The sequence below is a fragment of the Acinetobacter sp. YH12208 genome (assembly GCF_013418055.1).
GTDB lineage: Bacteria > Pseudomonadota > Gammaproteobacteria > Pseudomonadales > Moraxellaceae > Acinetobacter > Acinetobacter pseudolwoffii.
Map to the genome: position 1 here is coordinate 1 of NZ_VPCT01000007.1, position 21946 is coordinate 21946.

The 21946-nt window shown below is 43.5% G+C and carries 17 protein-coding genes and 2 tRNA genes; 9 read left to right on the forward strand and 10 right to left on the reverse strand.

The annotated features are described in order from the left end of the window. Positions 1 to 89 precede the first annotated feature (89 nt). Positions 90 to 656 (reverse strand): DUF4917 family protein, encoded by a 567-nt coding sequence (locus tag FTU95_RS08315; protein ID WP_180078163.1) that lies wholly within the window; start codon positions 654 to 656, stop codon positions 90 to 92. 223 nt (positions 657 to 879) lie between these two features. On the opposite strand from FTU95_RS08315, the gene ahcY reads away from it, so the two are divergent. From ahcY to FTU95_RS08345, 6 genes are all read left to right on the forward strand, one after another. Further along, the gene (ahcY, locus tag FTU95_RS08320; RefSeq protein ID WP_159138232.1) at positions 880 to 2262 is read left to right on the forward strand and encodes an adenosylhomocysteinase; all 1383 of its coding nucleotides are present in this window, start codon (positions 880 to 882) and stop codon (positions 2260 to 2262) included. Between the two features lie 260 nt (positions 2263 to 2522). Continuing rightward, on the forward strand, positions 2523 to 3359 hold the full coding sequence (gene metF, locus FTU95_RS08325; RefSeq protein WP_005097677.1) for a methylenetetrahydrofolate reductase [NAD(P)H]: 837 nt from the start codon (positions 2523 to 2525) through the stop codon (positions 3357 to 3359). 107 nt (positions 3360 to 3466) lie between these two features. Beyond that, on the forward strand, positions 3467 to 4177 hold the full coding sequence (locus tag FTU95_RS08330) for a 16S rRNA (uracil(1498)-N(3))-methyltransferase (protein ID WP_100329084.1): 711 nt from the start codon (positions 3467 to 3469) through the stop codon (positions 4175 to 4177). A gap of 176 nt (positions 4178 to 4353) precedes the next feature. After that, on the forward strand, positions 4354 to 7230 hold the full coding sequence (locus FTU95_RS08335; RefSeq protein ID WP_180078165.1) for a bifunctional diguanylate cyclase/phosphodiesterase: 2877 nt from the start codon (positions 4354 to 4356) through the stop codon (positions 7228 to 7230). 140 nt (positions 7231 to 7370) lie between these two features. Further along, positions 7371 to 9650: an NADP-dependent malic enzyme gene (locus FTU95_RS08340; RefSeq protein ID WP_005097682.1), complete on the forward strand. Its 2280-nt coding sequence runs from the start codon at positions 7371 to 7373 to the stop codon at positions 9648 to 9650. Between the two features lie 94 nt (positions 9651 to 9744). Continuing rightward, positions 9745 to 10980, forward strand: coding sequence for a multifunctional CCA addition/repair protein (locus tag FTU95_RS08345; protein ID WP_074383390.1), 1236 nt, complete (start codon positions 9745 to 9747; stop codon positions 10978 to 10980). Positions 10981 to 11072: 92 nt separating this feature from the next. Here FTU95_RS08345 and epmA read toward each other — a convergent pair whose 3' ends face one another. The 5 genes from epmA to greB form a co-directional block, all read right to left on the reverse strand. Further along, a complete protein-coding gene (gene epmA / locus FTU95_RS08350) occupies positions 11073 to 12047 on the reverse strand; it encodes an EF-P lysine aminoacylase EpmA (RefSeq protein WP_005169915.1) in 975 nt (324 codons plus the stop codon). Next, the gene (locus tag FTU95_RS08355; RefSeq protein ID WP_180078167.1) at positions 12044 to 13111 is read right to left on the reverse strand and encodes a 4-phosphoerythronate dehydrogenase; all 1068 of its coding nucleotides are present in this window, start codon (positions 13109 to 13111) and stop codon (positions 12044 to 12046) included. The genes epmA and FTU95_RS08355 overlap by 4 nt, the downstream gene beginning before the upstream one ends. Positions 13112 to 13291: 180 nt before the next feature. Beyond that, a tRNA-Ser gene (locus tag FTU95_RS08360) sits at positions 13292 to 13381 on the reverse strand. Between the two features lie 258 nt (positions 13382 to 13639). Then, positions 13640 to 13729: transfer RNA gene (locus FTU95_RS08365), tRNA-Ser, on the reverse strand. Between the two features lie 88 nt (positions 13730 to 13817). Next, entirely contained in the window at positions 13818 to 14312 is a 495-nt protein-coding gene (greB, locus tag FTU95_RS08370) for a transcription elongation factor GreB (protein WP_005097688.1), read from the reverse strand. A gap of 361 nt (positions 14313 to 14673) precedes the next feature. On the opposite strand from greB, the gene FTU95_RS08375 reads away from it, so the two are divergent. Continuing rightward, entirely contained in the window at positions 14674 to 15789 is a 1116-nt protein-coding gene (locus tag FTU95_RS08375) for a transglycosylase SLT domain-containing protein (protein WP_005097690.1), read from the forward strand. Between the two features lie 96 nt (positions 15790 to 15885). Here the strand turns inward: FTU95_RS08375 and FTU95_RS08380 are convergent, their stop codons facing one another. Next, entirely contained in the window at positions 15886 to 16272 is a 387-nt protein-coding gene (locus tag FTU95_RS08380) for an SCP2 sterol-binding domain-containing protein (protein ID WP_004280536.1), read from the reverse strand. Positions 16273 to 16475: 203 nt separating this feature from the next. Continuing rightward, on the reverse strand, positions 16476 to 17402 hold the full coding sequence (gene ttcA / locus FTU95_RS08385; protein ID WP_005097691.1) for a tRNA 2-thiocytidine(32) synthetase TtcA: 927 nt from the start codon (positions 17400 to 17402) through the stop codon (positions 16476 to 16478). Between the two features lie 500 nt (positions 17403 to 17902). Here ttcA and FTU95_RS08390 point away from each other — a divergent pair, with 500 nt between their 5' ends. Continuing rightward, a complete protein-coding gene (locus FTU95_RS08390; protein ID WP_005097692.1) occupies positions 17903 to 18775 on the forward strand; it encodes a lytic transglycosylase domain-containing protein in 873 nt (290 codons plus the stop codon). Positions 18776 to 18950: 175 nt separating this feature from the next. Beyond that, positions 18951 to 19856: a protease HtpX gene (gene htpX / locus FTU95_RS08395; protein ID WP_005097694.1), complete on the forward strand. Its 906-nt coding sequence runs from the start codon at positions 18951 to 18953 to the stop codon at positions 19854 to 19856. 82 nt (positions 19857 to 19938) lie between these two features. Here the strand turns inward: htpX and FTU95_RS08400 are convergent, their stop codons facing one another. Both FTU95_RS08400 and mgtE read right to left on the reverse strand, forming a co-directional pair. Beyond that, a complete protein-coding gene (locus tag FTU95_RS08400; RefSeq protein ID WP_005097695.1) occupies positions 19939 to 20520 on the reverse strand; it encodes a DUF4112 domain-containing protein in 582 nt (193 codons plus the stop codon). A 74-nt stretch (positions 20521 to 20594) separates the two neighbouring features. After that, entirely contained in the window at positions 20595 to 21935 is a 1341-nt protein-coding gene (gene mgtE / locus FTU95_RS08405; protein WP_005097697.1) for a magnesium transporter, read from the reverse strand. Positions 21936 to 21946: the final 11 nt, after the last annotated feature.

Consider the following 21946-nt stretch of genomic DNA (forward strand, 5'->3'; position numbering starts at 1 on the left):
TGTACACGGTGCACTGGGTTATGTATCGCCTTTTGAGTTTGAAGCAATGTACTATGATAAGATTAATCCGTTAGGTCAGGTGGCCTAACTTAAATAAAAAAGTCTCCGACAAACCCGGTACGGTTCAAATCTTGCCAATTATTTCTAAATAGCCCGCTACCTTGAAAACAATCTTTAAATCTATGTCCATCTTCATTTCTATTTCCATACATTAAAATCCAATACAGGATTAAATCGTAATTAAGGGAGACTACTGTTCTAAATTGTTTTGTAAATTGATATAGCTGAGGTAATTGATCCGCGATATCAGAATGTTCACAATGAACTTCCTTCACCACTTTAATAAGAGCTTCTTTTATATTTTCGTAAGCTGAATCAATTTTTTGATCAATTATTCCCAAATGCTTATTTACTAACTTCGCATGCCAAACCAATCGTAAAATTAATTCAAAATCAGATGTATCAAACTCAATAAAAAGTTTAGATATATCCTCATTAAAAAGTCTTAATTTTTCAGCCTCTTCTTTTAAAGAATCAAAACGAAATTTTTGATGCAAAGCAACACTCGCCCCATTACCAATAATTAAATTGCCATTCTCATAATCATCCTTAATTTCAGCCCAGTCTTTGATTGCATACTCAAAACCATCATTCATAGTTTATTCTCAAAATTTTCTTATTAGTCAGATAATAATCAATTTAAGATTGGAACAAAATCAATTTCCAAGTACAATACTGCGCTAGTCGAGGGATGCTGCGACGTTTTACAGGCACTAAATGTAAAATCGCTAGGCTCGACCATCGGTCAGACATTCGTTCTGATCAACAACGGCATCCGCGAACAGAACGATCCAATCTATTTTTTCCTAGGAGATCCTGATGAACGCGGTTACTGCTTCATTTACAGATTACAAAGTTGCTGATATTTCACTTGCTGATTACGGCCGTAAAGAAATTAAACTTGCAGAAGCTGAAATGCCAGCCCTAATGGGTCTGCGTAAACGCTATGCTGCTGCTAAACCACTTGCTGGCGCGAAAATTCTCGGCTGTATCCACATGACTATTCAAACCGCTGTTCTTATTGAAACACTGGTTGAATTGGGCGCTGAAGTTCGCTGGACTTCATGTAACATCTTCTCTACTCAAGATCACGCTGCTGCTGCAATCGCGGCTGCGGGTATTCCTGTGTTTGCCTGGAAAGGCGAAACTGAAGAAGAATACATGTGGTGTCTTGAACAACAGATCAATGTCAATGGCACGCCTTGGGATGCCAACATGATTCTTGACGATGGCGGTGATTTAACGCTACTTGTTCATGAAAAATACCCAGAAGTGATTGCTAAAATCCACGGTGTCACTGAAGAAACAACGACAGGTGTTCAACGTCTGTATGAAATGCTTCGTGATGGCACTTTAAAAGTTCCTGCAATCAACGTAAACGATTCAGTAACGAAATCTAAAAACGACAACAAATACGGTTGCCGCCACTCACTCAATGATGCCATCAAACGCGGTACAGATATGCTTTTATCTGGCCGTCGTGCGCTTGTAATTGGTTACGGTGACGTAGGTAAAGGTTCTGCTCAATCACTTCGTCAAGAAGGCATGATTGTACGCGTCACTGAAGTTGATCCAATCTGCGCAATGCAAGCATGCATGGACGGTTACGAAGTTGTTTCTCCATACAAAAATGGCGTACAAACTGGCAAGAAAGAAGACGTGAATCTTGATCTTCTTCAAAACACTGACCTGATCGTGACTACAACGGGTAACTACCACGTGTGTGACTCAGCAATGCTTGATTCATTAAAAGCGGGCGCTGTTGTATGTAACATTGGTCATTTCGATACTGAAATTGATACAGCTTACCTACGTGGCTACAAGTGGGTTGAAGTGAAACCTCAAGTACACCAAGTGTATCGTTCAGAAAATGAAAATGATTACCTGATCCTTCTTTCTGAAGGTCGTTTGGTAAACCTTGGTAATGCGACTGGTCACCCATCACGTATTATGGATGGTTCATTTGCCAACCAGGTATTGGGTCAAATGCATTTATTCGCTGAGAAATTTGCTGATCTTCCAGAATCTGAAAAAGCTGCGCAAATTCGTGTAGAGCTTCTTCCTAAGAAATTAGACGAAGAAGTCGCTGCTGCAATGGTTGCAGGTTTTGGTGGTGTTCTGACTCAATTAACTCAAGAGCAAGCGGATTACTTAGGCGTTGCTGTTGAAGGTCCGTTTAAATCTGAGACTTATAAATACTAATTGCCCTCACCCCATCCCTCTCCTGAGCGTGCTTCAAGCACAGCTTTGAAGTTCAGCGCAAGAGAGGGTGAATCTCTCAAGCCATTTACATGACAAGCTTAAGTTTGGTATGTAAAGAATTTGAGTCAAAAGCCTGCGTTATTCAGTAATGGATACTCCTCTCCTGAGCGAACTTTAAGCACTGCTTTAAAGTGAAGCGCAAGAGAGGACAGGGAGAGGGTGAAAATTAAAACAGTATTTATAAAAAAAAGGATTTCAACATGTCTAAGCAAATTCCAATTTCATTTGAATTCTTCCCGACCAAAACTGATGTAGGTGCGGAAAAACTCAAAGTGGTTCATCAAGAACTACAATTGCTCAATCCAGAATTCTTCTCTGTGACCTATGGTGCAGGCGGTTCAACTCGTGAACGCACCCTGTCTACCATCAACGATTTTAATGGCAAAGGTGCACCGGTTGCCCCTCACCTGTCATGTATCGGCGATGATAAAGCGCGTATTGCAGAACTGCTTGATCTGTACAAATCACAAGGCATTGACCGTATTGTTGCCCTCCGCGGTGACTTGCCATCAGGTCAGGTTGGTTTGGGTGAATTACCCTATGCCGCTGATCTGGTTCGCTTTATCCGTGAATATTCAGGCGATCATTTCAAGATTGAAGTCGCAGCTTATCCGGAAATGCATCCTCAGGCAGAAAGCTTTGATCAAGACATCCAGCACTTTGTTGAAAAAGTACAAGCTGGTGCCAATGCAGCATTAACCCAGTTTTTCTTCAATCCAGATGCTTATTTCTACTTTGTAGAGCGCATCCAGAAAGCCGGAATTGATATTCCTGTGGCGCCGGGCATTATGCCAATCACCAATGCCAGCAACCTGATCCGCTTTGCGGACGGTACCGGTGCCGAGATTCCACGCTGGATTCGCAAGCAACTGGCAACCTATGGTGATGATACTGCCAGCATCAAAGCCTTTGGCCACGAAGTTGTGGTTAAATTCTGTGAGCGTCTACTTGCAGGTGGCGCACCAAGCTTGCACTTCTACACCATGAACACCACTGATCCTACACGCCAACTTGTAAAAGACTTAGGTCTAGCATAAGTTTTTAGGCTGCATTGATCTCACCCATTTTCTCCCTTTGAGAGAAACACAAAGAGGGTGTAAATGCAATGCAGTCTTGTTTTGTTCCATCTGAGAGTAATCCTTACATGCCACGTTTTTTTATTGAAGCAGACTTAAATGTTGATACTACGGTTGAGTTAACGGAAACCGTTTTTCATCATTGGGTAAAGGTATTACGCGCTCAAGCGGACGAAGCCGCGACCCTGTTCAATGGACAGGGTGGCGAATATGAAGTGACCTTAACTGAGGTTGCTAAAAAATCAGCCACAGTATCGGTCAATGCATTTAATCCCGCCAATCGCACACCCAAGTTCCAGGCCTTGCTCGGTCAGGTGATGAGCAAAGGCGACCGCATGGATTATGCGATTCAAAAAGCTGTGGAATTGGGCGTTTCCGAAATTCAGCTGCTGACTTCGGATCGTTGTGAAATGCGCTTGAAGTATGATCGTGACCAGAAAAAACTGGATCACTGGCAAGGGATCGCGATTGCAGCATGTGAACAGTGTGGACTGAATATTGTGCCTAAAATTTTAGCACCAATATCACTTGAAAAATGGTTGGAAACCGAGCTACCCAAGACCAAACTGGTTTTGGCGCCCAATAAAGATGAAACAGATGTACTGGCAGATGCGACCCTGGATATTGCCCTGCTGATTGGCCCTGAAGGCGGTCTCAGTGAGGCAGAAATTACAGCAGCAAATGCAAAAGGTTTTCTAAACTGGTGTATTGGTGAACGCGTACTACGTACCGAAACAGCTCCTGTCGTGGCCCTTTCAATTTTGAACTATAATCTCTAGTTCATCAGGCCAGTAAAAATTTGTCTTTAATTTTGTTGATTTTTATTCCTAAGACCTCTAATCTCGACGAAAGAATAATAACTATTGATGAGTTAATTTTACACATTTCCTGGAGTTTTTTTATAAGAACAATACATAGGGAAAAACGTTTAGGATGAATACAGGCATTGAATCACATGGTTGATAAGCAAGACGACTATATCCAGCAGCATTTGCATCATGCCCAGATTGCGAACACACTTCGCCATAGTCGCTATTTTTTAATCAGTATAATGGTGATTTGCCTTTATATTTTTTGTATTTATCACCTTCAATATCGTCCTTCCAATACCTATTTTAATACCTGGTTTATTCTGACCGAGCTACTGGTCAGTATGTGCTGGTTGATGAGCACACTTTATTTTAAGCCTGAACAATATGATTTGAAAGGCGCACATCGCTGGTTACAGATTCAGAGTCTTGCTGTCGGGAGCTGTATTGCTGTCGGTATTTATACAATTTATTACTATTTGCCGCAGGCCAATCCCGCATTCGAAGATATTGAAGCACTGACCTTGTCTGCTCTGCTCCTGATTGTGACTCAGGCATTTGGGCTGACCTATCTGACCCAAAAACTCAGTTATTTCTGCCTGGTATTTTTACCCTCTTTATTCCCTTTTTTATTGTCGCAAATTTATCATGTCAGCCTTTCCAATCCCTTCTTCGGTCTGGCCTTAAATTTTGCGGTGATTGTCATTCTGCTGTGTGCCAATAGTAGTTATCGTATTCATCGCCGGACATCGCGCTTGTATGCAGAAAACAGTCTGCTGGTTAAAAATGCCGAACAGCAAGTGGTCTGGACTGATGAGCTGTGCCAGCAACTGCAAACTGAAGTCAATAAATCCAAAGATATTGAATTACAGTTACAGCTCAACAATCAACTGCTGGAACAAAAAGTACGGGAACGTACCTATGATATTGAACAGATTAATTATCATTTGAAAAATCAGCAACAGAACCTGGATCTTGCCCATGAGATTGCCGGCATTCGCCCATGGGACTGGAATATCAAAGACCGTCTCATTACATTAACCAATCATAAAGATGAAAAAATTCTGCGTGATTCCAAAGATCATCATCTGCAATTAGAGCATCTGATTCACCCTGATGATCTGGACTATTTTAAGCGCAACATGAAACAGCATTTACGTGGTCAGATTGAGCGTTATGATGCCACTTACCGGATTCTGCTCAGTGATGGCAGCTGGAACTGGGTGCATGATATTGGCCGCGTGATTAGCCGTGATCCTAAAAATAACAAACCTTTGCGAATGGTAGGTATTCGTCGTGATATTCAGCAGGAACGTATTTCTCAAGAACATTTAAAACTGGTTGCCAGTGTACTGGAACAGGCCGCGGAAGGGATTTTTATTCTCAATCCTGAACTGTATTATATTGATGTCAATCCTCACTATGAATACCTGAGTGGCTTTGAGCGTGAGCAGATCATCGGTAAGTCTTTATTCGATCTTGTGGCACAAAATAAAGCTGAACAGCGCAGTAACCATGCCAGTATTATCAAACAGCTTCAAAAGATTGGCTCCTATGATGGCGAGGTATACGCCAAATTCATGTCGGGCAAACAATCCGCCTTATGGTTACACATCAATGCCGTCACCGATGATGAAGGCCGGATTACCCATTATGTCGGGATTGTCTCGGATCTGACCGAACGCAAATTACAGGAACAGCGCCTGTCTTATCTGGAAAATTATGACCCACTGACCGATTTACCGAATCGTTTCTATTATAACTATCAGCTGCATCAATATCTGGTCTCGCAAAAAGATTCCATTCAGCAGATGGCCGTGATTCGCCTGAATATTGATCGCTTCCGTCCATTAAATGAATATCTATCCAATAATGGCGGGGATGAACTTTTACGTCAGGTCGCGCAGCGCCTGCGCATGAACAATGCAGAAGCCTTATTTGTGGCGCATCTGAATGGTGATGATTTTGCGATTATCTATGAGATTTCACATATTCGCCCTTCAGTACAGCGACACTGTGAACGCATCGCTCAGGCATTTACCACTCCATTTAATATTTACGGTCAGGATTATGTGATCACGCTTTCCATGGGCGTGGCATTTTATCCAGATCATGGTCGTCAACTCGATTATTTAAACAACTGTGCCGAACAGGCCCTGAACGAAGCTAAAAATCTGGGCGGCAATACCATTCACTTTTATTCTAATCAAAGTGATGGCCTACAAGAAACGGGGATTTTTCTGGAACGGGATTTGCGTAAAGCCATCCAGAATCACGAGCTGATTGTTTATTATCAGCCAAAAATTAATTTCAGTGATCAGCGCATTTATGGCTTTGAAGCCTTGATTCGCTGGAATCATCCCGAAAAAGGCATTATTCCACCCGGCTTGTTTATCCCTTTAGCCGAACAGACCAGCCTGATTTCAGATATTGGCCGTCTGGTCATCCAGCAGACAGCCAAACAGATCCGCCAATGGAATAATCTGGGCTTTAATCATATTTGTGTATCAGTCAACGTCGTGGCGCAGCAATTGCGCCGCGGTCAGTTACTCGATGATCTGGATCAGGCCATTGCCGATAACCAGATTTCAGGTGCCAGTCTGGAACTGGAAATTACCGAATCGTCTTTAATTGAAAATTCGGAAGCAGTCAAAAACCTGCTGAACGAAATCAAACAGCGACAGATCCATATTGCTCTGGATGATTTTGGCACGGGGTATTCATCCCTATCCTATCTTGCTGATTTCCCGATTGATACCCTAAAAATTGACCGCAGTTTTGTGTCCAAGATTGGTGAAAACAAACAGGAAGCCATTGTCAGTGCCATGGTGGCGATGGGTAAAGCCATGGGGATGACCGTGGTCGCGGAAGGCATCGAGACTGAAGAGCAGTTAGCATATCTGCGTGATTTAGACTGTGATATCGCTCAAGGATATTTATTCTCCAAACCGCTGCCAGAAGAGGAAGCCACTGCGTATTTGACACAAAATATGACCAACGATTCTTATACTTATCAAGTCTAAGTTTATACCCTACCCCAATAAGATTGTTGGAAAAACGGCCGTCTTTGGCTGTGCGAACTGGCGAACAAATGGTATATTCGGGGACATAAATAAATTTTTTACCCGCTGACCGGGTAATCTTTACAACGATCGAGAGACTGATGGACGAACAATCTTTAAAGCAACAGGCCCTTTACTATCACGAGTTTCCTACCCCGGGGAAAATCAGCGTTACACCAAGCAAACAATTGGTCAACCAACGTGACTTAGCCCTTGCTTACTCGCCTGGCGTAGCTGCACCATGTCTTGAGATTGAACGCGATCCTTCAACTGCTGCATTGTATACCGCACGCGGTAATCTGGTCGCTGTAGTGACCAACGGTACTGCGGTGCTGGGCCTGGGTAATATTGGTCCTCTGGCTTCTAAACCAGTCATGGAAGGCAAAGGCGTATTATTTAAAAAATTCGCCGGTGTTGATGTATTCGATATCGAAATCGCTGAAAATGATCCAGATAAAATTGTAGACATTATCGCATCCTTAGAGCCGACTTTTGGCGGGATTAACCTTGAAGATATCAAGGCGCCAGAATGCTTCTACATCGAGCAAAAACTGCGTGAACGCATGAATATTCCGGTATTCCATGATGATCAGCACGGTACTTCAATTATTGTCGGTTCTGCGTTACTGAATGCCCTGCAAATTAATGGCAAAAAAATTGACGAAATCAAGATTGTGGCATCAGGTGCGGGTGCAGCAGCGCTATCTTGCTTAAATCTGCTGTGTGCTTTGGGCGCTAAAAAAGAAAACATCATCGTTGCCGATTCACGTGGTCTGCTGACCACGCATCGTGAAGGTCTGGATGAATCTAAAAAAGCGTATGTACAAGACATTGAAGCCACTCAGCTTGGTGATGTGATCGCGGGTGCAGACATGTTCCTCGGTCTTTCTGCTGCCGGCATCCTGACCAAAGAAATGGTTAAGGTGATGGCCAAAGATCCGATCATTTTCGCACTGGCGAATCCGGATCCAGAAATTCTGCCTGAACATGCACACGAAGTTCGTGATGATGTGATCATGGCCACTGGCCGTTCTGACTATCCAAACCAGGTCAATAACGCACTTTGCTTCCCGTACATCTTCCGTGGGGCATTAGACGTTGGTGCAACCACGATTAACGAAGAAATGAAAATTGCCTGTGTACATGCAATTGCGCGTATGGCACACGTCGAAGCGGATGCTGCAACTTATGGTGAGAAATCGGCATCATTTGGCCGTGAATACCTGATTCCGGGTCCACTAGATCAACGCCTGATTCTTGAAATCGCGCCTGCAGTGGCACAAGCAGCCATGGATTCGGGTGTAGCAACACGTCCAATTAAAGATTTCTCGCATTATCGTCAACGTTTGTCTGAGTTTGTCTATAACTCGGCATTCGTGATGAAACCGATCTTTGAACAGGCAAAATCGAATCCTAAGCGTATTGCCTATGCGGAAGGTGAAGACCTGCGTGTACTTCGCGCCGTTCAAATTGCAGTCGATGATGGTTTGGCGATCCCTATTTTGGTCGGTCGTCCAGCCGTGATTGAAGCCAATATCAAAAAATTGGGTCTACGTCTTGAAGATGGCGTGAATATCACGATTGTTGATCAGGAAAAGAATCCGGATTATGAGTTGTTTGCAGACGATTATTACCAGATCATGCAGCGTAAAGGCGTAACGCCTGAATATGCACAGCGTGAAGCGCGTCGTCGCTCTACCTTAATTGCATCGATGCTGGTCAAACATGGCATGGCAGATGGCATGCTCTGTGGTACTTATTCAAGCTACGACATTCATCTGGACTTCGTCAGCAACATCATTGGCAAAAAAGAAGGTCACAACACTTTCTTTACCCTAAATGCCTTGATGCTTGAAGATCGCAACCTGTTCATTGCCGACACCTATGTCAACACCAATCCAACGGCTGAACAGCTGGCGGAAATGACCATTCTGGCTGCTGAAGAAGTGCGCCGTTTTGGTATGACCCCACGTATTGCCCTGCTTTCTCACTCAAGTTTCGGTTCAGACCAGCATGATGCCAGCGCGCAAAAAATGCGTAAGGTATATGACATCCTGTCTGAAATAGCGCCTGAGCTGGAAGTTGAAGGTGAAATGCACGGTGATGCTGCACTGGATGAAAATATTCGCCAGTTTGCCTTCCCGAACTCACGTTTTAAAGGTTCTGCAAACTTACTGATCATGCCGAATCTGGATGCTGCCAACATTTCGTTTAACTTGTTGAAAGCAACTTCAGGCAACAACGTGACGATTGGCCCAATTCTGTTGGGTGCTGCGAAGCCGGTACATATCTTGACTCCGACTGCGACTACGCGTCGCGTGGTGAACATGACTGCACTTACCGTTGCAGAAATCCAGCAAGCGGAACAAGACGCACTTTAATCCAATGACAAGATAACGACGCATCCGCCTCGTTTCTTAACTTGAGAAAACCTCTATTCTGTAGCATGATGCTTGTAAGAATAGAGGTTTTTTCATGCAAGTTTATTTAGTAGGCGGTGCAGTTCGGGATCATTTGCTCGGACACCCCTATCACGAAAAAGATTATGTGGTCGTTGGTGCAACTCCGGCGCAAATGCTTGACTTAGGCTATCAGCCCGTAGGCAAAGATTTTCCTGTTTTCCTACACCCCAAAACAAAAGAAGAATATGCACTGGCCCGTACCGAACGTAAATCCGGCACCGGTTATCATGGTTTTGACTTTCATACCGATATCAGTGTGACCCTGGAACAGGATTTGATCCGTCGTGACCTGACCATTAATGCCATGGCGATGGATGATGCCGGTCAGATTTATGATCCTTATGGCGGTCAGCAAGATTTGAATAACCGGGTGCTGCGTCATGTTTCCGATGCTTTTGTCGAAGATCCATTACGGGTGCTGCGAATTGCCCGTTTTGCGGCCCGCTATACCAGTGCAGGTTTTGTGATTGCGGATGAAACTTTAGCACTCATGCAGCGCTTGACGGAATCCGGTGAATTGAATGCATTAACACCGGAGCGGGTCTGGAAAGAAACTTCACGTGCCTTAACAGAACGTCATGCTGATGTGTATTTTGAAGTATTGCGTCAATGTGGCGCTTTAAAAGTCTTATTTCCTGAGATAGATGCCTTATATGGTATTCCGCAACGCCCTGAATATCATCCGGAAATTGACTGCGGCATTCACACCATGATGTCCTTGCAGCAGGCGTGTCGTCAAAACTATAGCCTGGATGTACGTTTCGCCGTTTTAGTGCATGATTTGGGCAAAGCATTAACCCCGGTTGAAGAATTACCGCGGCATATCATGCATGAAGAACGTGGCATCAAGCCGGTCAATGATCTGTGTGATCGCTTAAAAGTACCGACCTATACCAAGCAACTGGCGTTGGCAGTATGTAAAGAGCATCTGAAATGTCATCAGGCATTTAATCTCAAACCCGGTACTTTATGGCGATTATTGCAGCGTCTGGACGTTTTACGTCGTCCCGAGCGTGTCGAAGCTTTTGTACAGGCCTGTGAATGTGATTCACGTGGCCGTTTAGGACTGGAAGATCGTGCCTATCCACAAGCACAATATGTACTTGATGCCATGCAGATAGTACGTGCCATTAAAGCACAAGACCTGCCTGCCGATATTCAAGGCCCGGATATTGGCGAAATGCTGATTGAACGGCGTATTCAGGCACTGGGTGAACTTAAAGCCCAACAAACTGTATCTATTGAATAAAGACAAAGCACCCGAGGGTGCTTTTTTATTGCTTCAATCATTTAGTGCAGAGACCCAGCCCTCTAAAGAGCTTAAGGAAAATCAAATCCCGATCAGGAAATATCCGCCGGAAAACTAATCACTTGCTCCAGTTTCATCTGATTGGTCGCGATCATGAGCAAGCGGTCAATTCCCAAAGCAATCCCTGAACATTCCGGCATATTCGGTAAAGCCGCCAGTAAATACTCATCAATAGGCATAACATGCAGCCCAAGTCTGGCCCGCTCTGCATTATCCGCCTCAAAGCGTGAGCGCAAAACTTCGGCATCAATCAGCTCATCATAGGCATTAGCCAATTCTAAACCTTCGATATACAACTCAAAACGTGCAGCGACCAGTTCCCCATCTTCATCGATTCGGGTTTTCGCCAGAGAGGCCATTTCAGGCGGAAAATCGGTCAGGAATACTGCTGTATCAAAACCGAGACTTGGCTCCACCATATGTGAAAATAACAGGTCGATATAGCCGAGCCGATCCTCACCCAAATCCAGATTTAGACCGACACGGCGACAGCAGTCTTTCAGTTCCTGCAAGGTCGCTTGCAATGGATTAATATCCAGACGATCCATAAAGGCATGTTTATAGCTCAAAATGGTTGGACGGATTTCAGCAAAACGTGCTTTAAGCGTCACATTAAGCAGATCGGCTACTTCGAACATCAAATCTTTTAAGCTAAAGCCCGGACGATACCATTCCAGCATGGTAAATTCGCTATTGTGCTTACGCCCATGCTCATCATCACGGAAGACTTTACAAATCTGGTAAATAGGCCCGCTGCCACTGGCCAATAAACGCTTCATGGCAAATTCAGGTGAGGTCTGTAAATAATGCGTATGTGCTTTAGCCAGTACATGACGCTGCGCCTGTACTGAAGCCAAATGCACATCGGTCACACCGGCTTGAGATAAAATTGGTGTTTCGACTTCTAATACATCCCGCTCAGCAAAAAATTGACGGATTTGTGCATATAAGGTGGCACGTGCACGCATGGCATTCAGGTCACACGTCGGCTGATAAGTGCTATTCATGCTTTTGGCCCACCATGTGCAGCCCATTCACGACGCAGCGGATAGGTTTTTCTTAAATGATCAAAAGCCTGCTGATCCACTTTGCCATCCTTGACACAAGCACGCAGATTTTGATCATCACGGGCAATATCATAAATTTGCGTTAAATATTGCTTTAGCACCATTTTTAAATCCTGATTTTGGAAAAACTGCTCGCAGACCGGAAGCTGGGTTTCGAACTGTTTATGTGCTGCAAAAGCAAAAGTTTGACAGAAAGCGTCATAGATCATTTGAGTACCACGCGCCTTGCCTTCCAGGCTATAACCGGCAATATGCGGCGTCACCAGCGTCAGCAGATCCAGAAGCTCTGCTGAAATAACCGGTTCGTGTTCAAAAACATCTAAAATCACGGTTCGTTGTGTCGCTTTAAGATCCTGGATCAGGGCGGCCTCTTCAATCACTGGCCCACGTGCAGAATTAATCAGAATTGCATCAGGCTGCATTTGCGCCAATGTAGCCGTATTGAATAAATGGTAAGTTGGATAAAGACCCGTTTGAGTTAAAGGGACATGAATCGAAATCGCATCTGCTTGCTGCAACAATTCATTAAATTCAACTTGATCAACCTGCGTTCTTTGAACCAAAGGATCATAGCCAATCACGCGCCAGCCCAAAAGTTTTGCCATATAAACCAGACGGGTTCCAACATTACCCAAACCGACTATACCCAGGCTAAATGTTGCATTGGCATCTACTAACTCAGGACGTACATGCAGTAATGCGGTAATGACATATTCAGCCACAGCTTGTGCATTACAGCCGGCTGCATTGCTCCACTGAATCCCATGCTGTTCCAATGCAGCAATATCCAGATGATCTGTACCAATAGTGGCACTGCCTACAAACTTGATCGAACTATTCTGTAGCAGTGCTTCATTGACCTGAGTCACTGAGCGTACCAATAATGCATCTGCATCCTGAACATCCTGTGCCATTAAGCTACGGCCTGGACAATGACGAATGTCTGCAAATTCAGAAAAGAAATAATCGGTAAATGCCAGATTTTCATCTGCGACAATTTTCATAATGAGATCCATATGATGCTTGGGCATATGATAGCGCGTTGATGTCTCTGACTCTATATTTGGCACATGCGTCCATTTTTCAAGTTTTAAGCTATGAGCTGGTTATTGATGAATAAAGTATTGAATCATTGCTGCCTAAAAAGAAAAAACCCCAATCTTTCGACTGGGGTTTTTAGAATTTGGCGGAAGCGGTGAGATTCGAACTCACGGAGGACTCACACCCTCGTCGGTTTTCAAGACCGGTGCATTAAACCGCTCTGCCACGCTTCCTTGGCCGCCATCATATAAATAAATCGGATTTTTGGCAATAAAATTTAGCAAAACTTTTAGCAAAAGCTGTTCATTCAGTTAAAAATCAGTCGAAACAAAAGCTGAAATGTATTTTTATTTAAAGAAGTTAATACTTAAACGATGCCAAGAGGTATTTAATTCAAGATAAAGCAACGACATGAATCAGAATTAGCTTGATAATGAATATAAAAATAAAGGCATAAAAAAACCCAGTCAATTGACTGGGTTTTTAGAATTTGGCGGAAGCGGTGAGATTCGAACTCACGGAGGACTCACACCCTCGTCGGTTTTCAAGACCGGTGCATTAAACCGCTCTGCCACGCTTCCATGGCCGACATGATATAAACAAAAATCACGCTTGGCAAATATTTTCATGCTTTCACTGCATCAATTGCACAAAATAAAATCAATTCCATTAATTTGCTGAATTTTCTGGTTTTTCATAACGAATTGAATTGATGAACCAGCGTTTCTTTCCAGAAGGTGTCAGCACTTCAGCCTCATCATCTACCTGCTTGCCCAACAACGCACGTGCCATGGGCGAACTGATCGAGATATGCTGCGGATGATGATCATAAATTTCATCGACTCCAACAATACGTAAATTTTTCTGCTCGCCTTCTTCATTTTCAATCTCGACCCAAGCTCCAAAATAGACCTTGCCTTCCTGCTCTGGAGAAAAATCGATGATTTTTAGCTCTTCAAGACGCTTGCCTAGGTATCTGACCCGGCGGTCAATCTTACGCAAAATTTGCTTGTTATATTGGTAATCGGCATTTTCCGAACGGTCGCCGAGACTCGCTGCCCAGTTCACTTTTCTGGTGATTTCCGGACGCTCTTCATGCCAGAGATTCTTAAGTTCTGCCACCAATTTATCGTGTCCACCACGGGTGATTAAGTTGGATTTCATACGTCGTGCTGATCAAATTTTCAGTGTATTAACTTACAAACAGCTTATTTTGTTTACCATTTCAAAACAATGAAAAAATTCAAAAAAAATCACATTATATTTCAGCATCTTAAAATTATTTTTAATAATAATTTGTGTACAAAATTTGACAATCGTTTTTTAGATCATTAATATGCCACCTACTTCCGGAAATGCTTACTTTTTAATCTATGTAGTTTTTCTACATAATGATGCGTAAATCTCTTGTCATTTTGAATGACGTCATGACTGCCCAACCCTTATTGAATTTATCAAACTGTTAAAATTTCTGGCTATGTTGGCTGTGATTTTTAGGGCATAAATTACTTGTAGCGGAGACAACATGCACAGTAGTTCATCCACTGGGTCGAGGCTTTGCCTACGATCTGTAATTTCTTCTCTCCCTTTGAAAGCACTTGTACTGAGCACTGCATTTATTCCCTTTCACAGTATCAATGCAAGTAAGACCACACTTCAGTTTGATCATGTGGTCAATAGCAATAAGCTGACCGTGGTTGCAGTCGAAAATCCGACCACCGTATTTCAGGATGGACAACATCTGCATGGCTTCGGTTATGACCTGGTGCGCAACTATGCCAACAGTCTGAATGTGAAACTGGATTTTAAAATTGTCCCGAATAATGCCACTGCACTGCAATGGGTTGCTCAGGGCAAAGCCAATCTGGCCATGACCACCACCGATTTAGGTGAAATTGAAAATAAGCGCCTGACTTCATTCTCCGCCACCTGTGGTGATCAGTCTATTTTGGTGAGTAATGGCTTGAATACCAATTTAAATCTGGTATTTAAATCTGCCACAGATCCCTTGAGCCAGACTGCTAGTGCTTTTATCTGTAAAGGCAAACAAAGTGGTGCCATCAAGCAGCTTGCTTCATTTTATAATCAGAATGTGGTGAAAGAGGAATCTTGGACAGCCATTCAACGTGATTTGAGCAACCGGTTACCGATCTATAAAGCAAGCTTTAAACAGACAGCGCAGCAATATGATCTAGATTGGCATTTATTAGCTGCCATTGGTTATCAGGAATCTTATCTGAAACCGAACTCAGTCTCTCCGACAGGTGTTCGCGGTTTGATGATGCTGACCAATAGCACTGCTAAAGCAATGGGTGTGAGCAATCGTACCGATCCAGCCCAAAGCATTCAGGGTGGTGCCAAGTATTATGATCAAATGCTGAGCCGCTATGAGCATATTCCTTATCCAGATCGCAACTGGTTTGCACTGGTCGCTTATAATATGGGCCCAGGTGCAGTGAATCAGTTACAAAAACGCATTCAGTCACAAGGCAAGAATCCAAATAACTGGGTCAACCTCTATGCCTACCTGGATCAGAATAAAGCCAATAACGGCCGCTATCGTCAGGCAGTACAATATGTAACCCGTATTCGTGCTTATCTGGAACACATCAAGACCACACCACAATTGGTGAATATCTAAGGTCTGATGAGCTGGATTTTATTCTATCCGGCGATAAAAAAGCTTACCTCAAAGGTAAGCTTTTTTTGTGCTCATTTCAGCTGATGTTCAGCAAAATTAAGCTGTCGTATTTTCAAGTACTTTCTTGAATAGATCTTTTTGTTCCTGACTCGGTTTGGCAGTTTGAAGTGCCATCAATTGAGACATATCACCCTGTACTTTGATTTTACCGGTCATAAATGCCTGCATGGCTGCGGCCATATCAAACTCCAGAAAAACTTTACGTAACGTTTCGCCGTCCATATTCAAAGTCGTTTTGGCATTTGAAGACAAACCTTTTTTAATTGCTCCACCATCTAAAGATAGTTCAGTATTACCTGTAGTGTCCGCTACAACCAAATTAATCGCCAGGTTCGCCAAAGCTGGTGGCAAGTTTAAATCACCAGCTTGCGCAGTAAGTGTTTCTACAGTTGAAAACCAATCATCAGTTAAAAAAGCAGGCATGATCTTTCCTCAAATTATTTGTTCATTTGTGTCGACTATCCAGACGACATCATGTTGAAGCTATTATGCTCGTGCTTTGTTATATCATGATCATTAGCGCAAAGGCTAACGAATTTTGTACGCGTCGTTCAATTTTTGTAGTTCTATTTTTATTTGTTTTTCATACAGACATCAACCCGAAGGCTGATATCTGTGTGCTGAAATTATTCTGCGGCAAAGCCCAGATTGACCATATTAATCCGGCGTTTCTCGCCTTCCAGCGCTTCTTCAGTCGAACAGCTGTCTTTGAAGTCAAATTCGCGCTGGCTGTCCAGCACTTCAAAGTCAAACAATTCACGATCGACCAGCTGTGATGGCGAGACATTTTGCAATGCACCAAAAATACTGTGCAGACGTTTTGGATGTGCCTTATCCCAATCACGTAACATGTCATTGATAATTGCGCGCTGCAGGTTCGCCTGAGAGCCACATAAATTACATGGAATAATTGGAAATTGACGCATTTCTGCATATTTGATGATGTCTTTTTCTTCCACATAAGCCAGTGGACGAATCAGAATGTTCTTTTTGTCAGAAGACAACAGTTTTGGTGGCATGGCCTTCAAGCTGCCGCCATGGAACAGGTTCAGGAAGAAGGTCGCCAGAATATCATCACGGTGATGCCCCAGCGCAACCTTGGTCGCACCAATTTCCTGGGCAAAGCCATACAAAGAGCCACGGCGTAGACGCGAACAGACGGCGCAATAAGTCTTACCTTCCGGGGTCAACTTTTTGGTGATGCTGTAGGTGTCTTTTTCCAGAATGTAATACGGAATGTTATTTTCTTCTAAATAACGTGGTAATACATCTTCCGGGAAGCCTGGCTGTTTCTGATCCAGATTCACTGCCACGACATCAAAGTTGATCGGTGCGATACGCTTGAACTGCAACATGATATCTAACAGGGTGTAACTGTCTTTACCACCTGAAATACACACCATGACCTTATCGCCTTCTTCAATCATTTTGAAGTCACGAATGGCATGTCCGACCTGGCGACGCAGCTTCTTTAACAAACGATAGTAGGCTGAGCTTGTTGGCAGTTCAGGTTTGAAATTAAATCCTTGTTCGGACTCAACTGGCGAGTACATAGACGAGATTCACCCATAAATAAAAATACCGCGCAATTTTAGCCGATTCAGGCCCGCATCGCATCAAAAGAATTTATTTTCATGCAAATGTCATATTAGTTTCATTTTCATGTTTTATTTAGATTGATATATTGAACGTTTCAGTTCAATTAATCAGCAAGATGCCTAGTTTTTGGACTTTTCCACAGTTGTCCACAAAAGCTGTGGATAACTTTGTGGATTGAAACGCACTTGACAAGTTCTTCGTCTCAAAAGATAAGGCTTTTCTTTAAATTGATCACTTTTTAACCAATTTAATTATTAATAAAAATCAACTAGTTAAACCTGTCAACCCTAAGGTTTTAAATTAAATCATATTTTTTTTTCTAACTCTAAAATGTAAAAAATGGCTTGCACTTACAAACTCGTTTATAAATGCAGCGTACAAGTCTTTCCATTCCGTAATTTTTTGTTAAACTCATCATTAAATTTTTCTCGATTGTGTTTACCTAATATAAACAATGAAAATAAATTTGCGTGTTTTGGGGTGTCATGGGATCAGTGCTGTGCTATTGGCGAGTTGTTGCCAGTTGGTCTATGCTGGTCAAACCATTTATCAGTTGCGCGATAGCAATGGCAGCACCTTATTAACCAATAAGAAAAGTCGCTATAACCATCTTCAGGTTGAAAAGAAGACCTATTATCCAGACAGTAATATTCATAGTTATAGCAATTGGGGTTCCAGTGAAGCTTCGGTCTTGCCGAGCTATAGTAGAAATAAAAATGCTTATGATTCGATTATTCGCCAGGCAGCGCAAACCTATGGTGTCTCTGAAGGCCTGATCAAAGCCGTGATGCATACCGAGTCCGGTTTTAATGTACAGGCTCGTTCTCCAGTCGGTGCACAAGGCCTGATGCAACTCATGCCGGCGACAGCACGTCGTTTTAATGTCAGCAATGCCTATGACCCGCAGCAGAATATTATGGCCGGGGCCAAATATCTGGCCTGGTTATTGAAACGCTTTAATGGCAATACTACCTTGGCACTGGCAGGTTATAATGCCGGCGAAGGCAATGTGGCCAAATATAAGGGTGTGCCACCTTTTCGTGAAACTCAGGACTATGTCCGCCGTGTCAGCAGCCGTTATCAGAACTTGTACGCACAGGGACTGGGCAGCACCAGTGGTACATATACCGCTTCTTCTGATACTGGTCGTGTCATTGCCAGCTCTGCCAATTATTCAACTGAAACCACGACGGCGTCCAATGTTCAGGCAGCAAAATATCAGCGTCAGATCATTGCACGAGCAGATGGTAGCTTCACTGATGCACCGATGGGTTCTTATGCCACTGCCAATGCGACAGCATCTGCAAAAATATATTTAAGTGAGTAATTTTGAAACAGCTTTGTTTTTAAAGACCTATCTTTCAATATGGACAAAAAACATACTGTTTTTTTGTAGCGAATTGCTATTTTTTTCTTGAAATCTTATCGATTTCACCTCATATTGATTTCAATGATTTACATTCAATAATCAGATTATTTTTCTGTAATAAGAGGATTTCTCAATGATGCGGATTGGTTTGTTCTTGCTAACCAACCTCGCGGTACTGGTTGTAGCTGGCATTATCTTGTCACTCTTCGGTGTCGGTAGTTACCATGGCGCAGGTGGCTTGAATCTAGGCAACCTGTTGGTCATCTGTTTCGTGTTCGGTATGGTTGGCTCAATGATTTCCCTGTTCATGTCTAAATGGATGGCGAAAAAGACCACGGGTACTGAACTGATTGACCCGAATGCACCTCGTAACCAAGCTGAAGCCTGGTTGCTCCATGAAGTTGCACAACTTTCTCAGCGTGCAGGCATTAAAATGCCGGAAGTGGGTATTTTCCCATCTTATCAATCCAATGCCTTTGCCACTGGCTGGAATAAAAACGATGCTTTAGTAGCCGTATCGACTGGTCTGCTTGAGCGTATGAACAAAGACGAGCTTCGTGCAGTATTGGCGCATGAGATTGGTCACGTCGCCAATGGTGATATGGTCACTCTGGCACTGATTCAGGGTGTTGTGAACGCCTTCGTCATGTTCTTCGCACGTGTCGCGGGTGATTTTATTGACCGTAACGTTTTTGGTCGTGAAGAAGGTGAAGCACCGGGTATTGCCTATTTTGTAATTACCATCGTACTGGATATCGTATTCGGTATTCTGGCGTCGTCGATTGTGATGTGGTTCTCCCGTCAGCGTGAGTATCGTGCCGATGAAGCAGGTGCGCGCTTGGCAGGTAAACAGGCTATGATTTCAGCATTATTGCGCTTACAGGCAGAGTCTGAAATGCCAGATGCCATGCCGAAAGAAATGAAAGCATTTGCGATTTCTGCGGGTAAAGAAGAAGGCTTTAGCCTTGCTGCCTTGTTCCAGACGCATCCAAGCATCGAACAACGTGTTGCTGCACTACAACAGCTTGATTGTGCTTAAGTAATACTATTCATTGATTGAAAAAAGCCTGCACTTGCAGGCTTTTTTATTGGATTCAATTATTCATTATTTATATAGGCCTTTATGCGCTAATCCACTGATACAACGCCATCGCACCCCACCCAATCGCAAAAACAAATAGAATCAGGAACAAGGCGCCTAAAATATCCGGGATATGAATCCAGATCCAGGCCACTACAGGATTGCGCCAAAATGCAGATTGCTGCTGTTTGCGTTCCAGGCTTTCATGCAAAAAAGGGTGTACCACATGTCGATCACTGTGAATCTGATATTCTTCACGAATATGAACATGCACCACATCAAGCGCCTTGCGACTGGGACGAATAAAAATATCAAAAATGGTGCCTGCCACCGGAATAAATCCAACCACCGCATCCATCACCGCCAGTTTCATGACCGGATTCAGCTTGGCACTCGGCACCCCAATCTGTTTGGCCTTATGAATGGCATAACAGGTCAATACAAAACCGGCGATATCTCCAGCGACCGGAATCGTACTCAGCGCAGCATCTGCCCCTACCCCTTGCTTGGTAAATGGAATACGTACCACTGAATCCATCATGTTGGCAAACTTGGCCAGATCACGTTCCAGACGAATGACCTCTTGTTGACTCAGTTTTGTTTTTTGTCCAGGCTCAGGCATATGTGATTCCAAAAATAGGGCTGACTTTCATCAGCATAAATTATTTTGAGACCAAAGTTGTAGCAATCTGTGAATTAAAACAATAATTTGGAAGCAACAAATAGATAAATAATCACACCGGTGGCATCACAAATAGAGGTCACCAAAGGTGCAGAGGCACTGGCCGGATCCATCTTAAACTTGTTCAGAATAAAAGGTAGACTCATGCCGATCAGGCAGCCCATCAGCACAATGCCGAGCATACTGATCGCCAGAACCACAGCCACCATGATATCCCCTCGGACATAACCCAACACCGAGACAGCCAGTGCCATGGTGCCACCCAGACACAACGCCACCAAGGTTTCCCGGCTGAGCAGGCTAAACCAGTCTCTAAATTCTACATCACCAGTGGCCAAAGCACGCACCATCAAGGTCGCCGACTGCGAGCCGGCATTACCACCACTGCCCACCAGCAATGGCAGAAAAAAAACCAGAACAATATGCGCGGCAATGGTCTCTTCATAATGTGCAATGCCAATGCCGGACAATAGACTGCCAAAGACCAGAATCACCAGCCAAGATACGCGTTTCTGGTACAATGTAAAAATAGGCGCAGTTTTTAAACTTAACTCAGTTAAGGGCTCAACCGCCCCTGACTTTAAAATATCCTCGGTGGTTTCGGCTTCCATGATGTCCATGGCATCATCATAAGTGACAATTCCAAGAATTTTTTTATGCTCATCGACAATCGGCAAAGCCATAAAATCATAATAGGTTAAAGTTTTTGCGACGTCTTCTTGGTCATCCCCAATCTTGGCGTAAATCACATCTCTTTGCATGATCTCGGCAATGCTGGTTTCAGGACTGGCCTGAATCATCTGCCTTAAAGAGACTACCCCGATCAGCTGGTCCTGCTCATCAACAATATAAATCAGATACAGGGTTTCCTGATCTGCGGCCACCACACGCAACATTTGGATAGCGTCATGAATCGACAGATCCTGATGCAAAGAAACAAAACTGGAGCTCATCAGCGCACCAGCAGTCCCTTCAGGATAAATCGCCAGATCTTTTAGGGTTTGCCGACTCGCTTCGGACAATTTTGCCATGAGCTGCTGCTGCAGCTGTGGAGAACATCGTTTATAAACATCGACAAAGTTGTCCGAATCGAGCGCATTTAAAATCGCAATAATCTGTGCGACCGGTAATTGCTCAGCCAGACTGACTTGTTGGCTGAGTGGCATAAACTCGAATACCCGGCTCGGTTCTTTGAGTTCCTGAAAAATCCGGATCTGTTCTTCTAACTTCAAACCTTTTAAAATACTGGCCTGATCGGCGACATTCAGCTCATTTAATAAGCCAATCGCCATAGCATGGTTTTCAGAACGGATCTGTTGTTGAATATGCTGTATTTTTTCTGAAATTTTCGGCATAGGCAGTCCAT

Bases quoted from the DNA above. Each gene is read 5' to 3' on its own strand.
- FTU95_RS08315 (WP_180078163.1), bottom strand. From the start codon at position 656: ATGAATGATGGTTTTGAGTATGCAATCAAAGACTGGGCTGAAATTAAG.
- ahcY (WP_159138232.1), top strand. From the start codon at position 880: ATGAACGCGGTTACTGCTTCATTTACAGATTACAAAGTTGCTGATATT.
- metF (WP_005097677.1), top strand. From the start codon at position 2,523: ATGTCTAAGCAAATTCCAATTTCATTTGAATTCTTCCCGACCAAAACT.
- FTU95_RS08330 (WP_100329084.1), top strand. From the start codon at position 3,467: ATGCCACGTTTTTTTATTGAAGCAGACTTAAATGTTGATACTACGGTT.
- FTU95_RS08335 (WP_180078165.1), top strand. From the start codon at position 4,354: ATGGTTGATAAGCAAGACGACTATATCCAGCAGCATTTGCATCATGCC.
- FTU95_RS08340 (WP_005097682.1), top strand. From the start codon at position 7,371: ATGGACGAACAATCTTTAAAGCAACAGGCCCTTTACTATCACGAGTTT.
- FTU95_RS08345 (WP_074383390.1), top strand. From the start codon at position 9,745: ATGCAAGTTTATTTAGTAGGCGGTGCAGTTCGGGATCATTTGCTCGGA.
- epmA (WP_005169915.1), bottom strand. From the start codon at position 12,047: ATGAATAGCACTTATCAGCCGACGTGTGACCTGAATGCCATGCGTGCA.
- FTU95_RS08355 (WP_180078167.1), bottom strand. From the start codon at position 13,111: ATGAAAATTGTCGCAGATGAAAATCTGGCATTTACCGATTATTTCTTT.
- greB (WP_005097688.1), bottom strand. From the start codon at position 14,312: ATGAAATCCAACTTAATCACCCGTGGTGGACACGATAAATTGGTGGCA.
- FTU95_RS08375 (WP_005097690.1), top strand. From the start codon at position 14,674: ATGCACAGTAGTTCATCCACTGGGTCGAGGCTTTGCCTACGATCTGTA.
- FTU95_RS08380 (WP_004280536.1), bottom strand. From the start codon at position 16,272: ATGCCTGCTTTTTTAACTGATGATTGGTTTTCAACTGTAGAAACACTT.
- ttcA (WP_005097691.1), bottom strand. From the start codon at position 17,402: ATGTACTCGCCAGTTGAGTCCGAACAAGGATTTAATTTCAAACCTGAA.
- FTU95_RS08390 (WP_005097692.1), top strand. From the start codon at position 17,903: ATGAAAATAAATTTGCGTGTTTTGGGGTGTCATGGGATCAGTGCTGTG.
- htpX (WP_005097694.1), top strand. From the start codon at position 18,951: ATGATGCGGATTGGTTTGTTCTTGCTAACCAACCTCGCGGTACTGGTT.
- FTU95_RS08400 (WP_005097695.1), bottom strand. From the start codon at position 20,520: ATGCCTGAGCCTGGACAAAAAACAAAACTGAGTCAACAAGAGGTCATT.
- mgtE (WP_005097697.1), bottom strand. From the start codon at position 21,935: ATGCCGAAAATTTCAGAAAAAATACAGCATATTCAACAACAGATCCGT.